This is a genomic window from Leucobacter sp. M11 (genome assembly GCF_035726885.1).
Classification (GTDB): domain Bacteria; phylum Actinomycetota; class Actinomycetes; order Actinomycetales; family Microbacteriaceae; genus JAPFRB01.
Genome location: NZ_JAPFRB010000001.1, coordinates 433,969 through 437,666, shown reverse-complemented (window position 1 = coordinate 437,666; position 3,698 = coordinate 433,969). Strand labels below are relative to the sequence as shown.

Sequence of the window (3,698 nt, the reverse complement as noted above, 5' to 3'; positions counted from 1 at the left end):
GTAAAACGGCTCGGTCAGCCGCGCGAGCGCCTCGTCGCTCAGCGCCTCACCCGTGTTCCACACGGTCACCCGCACCCCGTCCGGCTCCTCGCTCACGCGCAGCCACAGGGTCCCGCCCGGGGTATTGTGCCGAATCGCGTTGTGCACGAGATTGCTCAGCATCTGACGCAGCAGCACGGGATCGCCCGTGAGCTCGCCCCGCGCGAACTCGCTCACCGCGCTCACCCCGCGCCGCGTCAACTCGGGTTCCGCCTCGGCCAGCGTCTCCGCCGCCAATTCCCCGAGCGACAGCGGCTCAAAACGCTGGTTGATCGCATTCGCATCGGCCAGATTCAGCAACGCCTCGGTCAGCGAGATCGCGCGCTGATTCGTCTCCGAGAGTCGGCGCACCAACTGCTGCTGCGCCGCAGTGCCCGGCTCCCGCGCCGCCACCTCGAGCATCGTCGCGCTCACCGCGAGCGGGGTGCGCAGCTCGTGCGAGGCATTCGCCGCGAAACGCTCCTGCGTCTCGAAGGCATCGCTCAACCGCTCCAGCATCAAATCGAAGGAATCCGCGAGCTCCCGAAACTCATCCCGCGGCCCCGCCAACGCAATCCGATGGTCCAGATTCCCGCTCGCCACCAGCCGCGCCGCCGCGCTGATCTCCTGCAGCGGGCGCAACACCCATCCCGCCAGGAACCAGCCCCCGAAGGTGCCGATCAGCGCCAGCGCGAGCATCACCCAGGCAGACACCCACAGCAGGGTCCGCAAGATCTGGCCCCGCGTCGGCACCCCGTTCACCGCCTCCTGCGCATTCGCCGGAATCATCGGGTAGCTCGGGATAAACCAGAGCACGAGAAACACCGCCACGAGCACCACGGCGCCCGCCGCGAGCAAAAACACCGCGTAACTCAGGGCCAGCCGGAACCGGGCCGTGGAACGAAACCGCGGCCGAGCGGGCAGCTGATCACCCACGTGAATCCGGCGCAATCCGATAGCCGCGCCCCGTCACCGTCTCGATGAGCGCGGGCTCGCCCAGCGCCTTTCGCAGGGTCGACACCGTCACCCGCGGGGCACTCGTGAAGGGATCGGCGTGCTCGTCCCACACCTTCTCCAACAGGGTCTCCTGGCTCACGATCCCGCCCTCGGCGCGCAACAACAGCTCCAACACCGCGAACTGCTTATTCGTCAGGCGAATCGGCAAGCTGGCCCGCGTGACCGACATCCGGAACGGATCCAGCTCCAGGTCGCCCGCCCGCAACGTGGGCGGCGTCGCCGCGGCCGGGCGACGCGCCAGCGCGCGAAGCCGCGCCACCAGCTCCTCCAGGGCGAACGGTTTCGCCAGGTAATCGTCCGCGCCCAGGGCGAAACCGTGCACCTTGTCCCGCAACCGCCCGGCCGCGGTGAGCATGAGCACCCGCACCCCGGGGTAATCCGTGACGATGCGCTGACACACGACATCTCCGTGCACCCCCGGCACATCCCGGTCGAGCACGACCGCGTCGTACTCATTGATCGACACCAGCTCCAGCGCCCGCTCGCCGTCGAGGGCGATGTCCGCGGCGATGGCGTCCTGGGCGAGCCCGGTCTGCAGCGCCTCCACGAGGTACTGCTCGTCCTCGACGATCAATACGCGCATCGACAGCTCCTGTTCCGGGCCCGGGGGTCGGGCCGAGACCAGTGTAGGCCGGAGGGATGTTGCGTCCGTGTGAAACGGGGGCTTGACGCTGGGAAAACACCCCGCTTGATGAACTGGAGAACATCACCCCGAACCAACCCAGGAGGCCAGCGTGACCCCCCAGCAACACCGATCCGCAACGACCCACATCTCAGCCGACCGGGCCCAGCGCAGCGTGATCCGGCCCACCAAGCGGGGCCGCGCCGCGCTGGTCATCTCCGGCATCGTGTCGCTCGTGCTGGCGGTCGGGGGCCTGTTCGCCTTCGGCCTCGCCTCGCTCGGCGGCCCCCTCCCCGGGGGCCTGGGAGGCGCGGCGCAGCCCGGCTCCGGCGAGGGCACGGTCGCCGCCGAGCTGAGCGGCGAGCCCGGGCGGGAAGACGGCTCGCTCGGCCAGGAGGGCGTGCTCTCCCCGTTCGAAGACGATCACCCGGCGGTCGCGAACCTCGACCCCGAGCTGCGCTCCGCGATGCAGCGCGCGGCCACCGACGCCCAGGCGCAGGGCGTGGACTTCTGGCTCACCTCCGGATGGCGCTCGGAGCGCTTCCAGCAACTCCTCTTCGACGAGGCGGTCACGAACTACCTGAGCGAGGAGGAAGCGTCGCGCTGGGTCTCGCGCCCGACCGATTCGAACCATGTGACGGGAAACGCGGTCGACATCGGCCCGACCGACGCGAACAGCTGGCTCAGCCAGCACGGCGCGGCCTACGGGCTCTGCCAAACGTACTCGAACGAGATGTGGCACTTCGAGCTCGACGAGATCTCCCCTGAGGGCTGGTGCCCCGAGCCCCTCACGGACGCCTCCGCGGGCTAGCCCGCGAGGGCCCCCGTCGCCCAGAGGGTCAGCAGGCTGGCCCCCGTGACGACGAGCCAGAGCAGGCAGCCGAGCAGCAGCGGCTTGAGGCCCGCGCTCCGGAATTTGCCCAGGTCGGTGCTCAGCCCGATCCCCGCCATCGCCGCCGCAATCAGGAACACGGAGACTCGGCTGATGGGCTCGGTTGCCGCCTCGGGAATGATCCCGAGCGAGCCGACCGCCGCGACCACCAAGAACCCGATCAGGAACCAGGGCACGAGCTTTCCGGCCCGCCGCCAGGTCATCTTGGCGGGGGGCGGCGCGCTCGCTCCCGCGGCGCTCGCGGCAAGACGTTCGGCCTCGGTGCCGTGCCGCCCCACATAGATCGCGAGCGCCACGCTGATCGGAATGATCATGAGGGTGCGCACGAGCTTCACGACGACGGCGAAGCCGAGCGCGCCAGCCCCGAACACCGAGGCGGCGGCGACGACCGAGGAGGTGTCGTTGATCGCGGTGCCCGCGAACAGGCCGAAGGTGTGCTCGCTCATGCCGAGGGCCGTCCCGATCGCGGGGAAGACCAGCACGGCGAGAATATTGAACAGGAAAATGGTGGAGATCGCGTAGGCGATGTCCGCGCTCACGGCCCCGATCACGGGGGAGACCGCGGCGATCGCGGAGGCCCCGCAGATGCCCGTGCCGACCCCGATCAGGGTCTTGAGGTCGCCCGTGATGCCGAGCCAGCGGCCCAGGAGCCAGGCCCCGATTAGGCACGCGGCGAGCGAGACAAGCATGACGGGCAACGACTCCAAGCCGACCCGGGCGATCGCGCCGAGGGAGAGCTGGGAGCCGAGCAGGACCACGCTGAGCTGGAGCACGAACTTGCTGGAGAACGTGATGCCCCGACCCGCGGCGGACCAGCGCCGGACGAGCGGGGCGAGGAGCACCCCGAGCAGGATGGCGGGGACGGCGCTGCCGAGGATGGGCACCCAGCGGCTGAGCACCGTCGCCGTTGCCGCGAGGGCCAGGCAGATGAGGAGCCCCGGGGCGACCCCGGCGAGAAAGCGCGCGGGGGAGGCGAGGAAACGGGGAGGCGAGGCGGTCGGGGTGCGGGTCATGCTCCGATTCTTCCCCGCTCCGCCCGCCCACGGAAGACGGAGTATCGTGTGAGGGCACAAGCACCTGTTGTGCCCGGGGCACCCCCGAGCGCGGCGAAACCGAGCGAGAGGGGCCGGCAATGGCGGAGGACACCTG

The 3,698-nt window shown here is 70.1% G+C and carries 4 protein-coding genes; 1 reads left to right on the top strand and 3 read right to left on the bottom strand.

Annotation, left to right across the window (positions count from 1 at the left end; translation table 11 throughout):
* Both OOT08_RS02215 and OOT08_RS02210 read right to left on the bottom strand, forming a co-directional pair.
* Positions 1-954, bottom strand: a 954-nt coding sequence (locus tag OOT08_RS02215) for a sensor histidine kinase (protein WP_325090920.1), incomplete at its 3' end; no start/stop codon positions are given.
* A complete protein-coding gene (locus tag OOT08_RS02210; RefSeq protein WP_325090919.1) occupies positions 947-1,618 on the bottom strand; it encodes a response regulator transcription factor in 672 nt (223 codons plus the stop codon). The genes OOT08_RS02210 and OOT08_RS02215, both read right to left, overlap by 8 nt.
* A 151-nt stretch (positions 1,619-1,769) precedes the next feature.
* On the opposite strand from OOT08_RS02210, the gene OOT08_RS02205 reads away from it, so the two are divergent.
* The gene (locus OOT08_RS02205; protein WP_325090918.1) at positions 1,770-2,468 is read left to right on the top strand and encodes a M15 family metallopeptidase; all 699 of its coding nucleotides are present in this window, start codon (positions 1,770-1,772) and stop codon (positions 2,466-2,468) included.
* Here the strand turns inward: OOT08_RS02205 and OOT08_RS02200 are convergent.
* On the bottom strand, positions 2,465-3,562 hold the full coding sequence (locus tag OOT08_RS02200; protein WP_325090917.1) for a YeiH family protein: 1,098 nt from the start codon (positions 3,560-3,562) through the stop codon (positions 2,465-2,467). The genes OOT08_RS02205 and OOT08_RS02200 overlap by 4 nt on opposite strands.
* Positions 3,563-3,698: the final 136 nt, after the last annotated feature.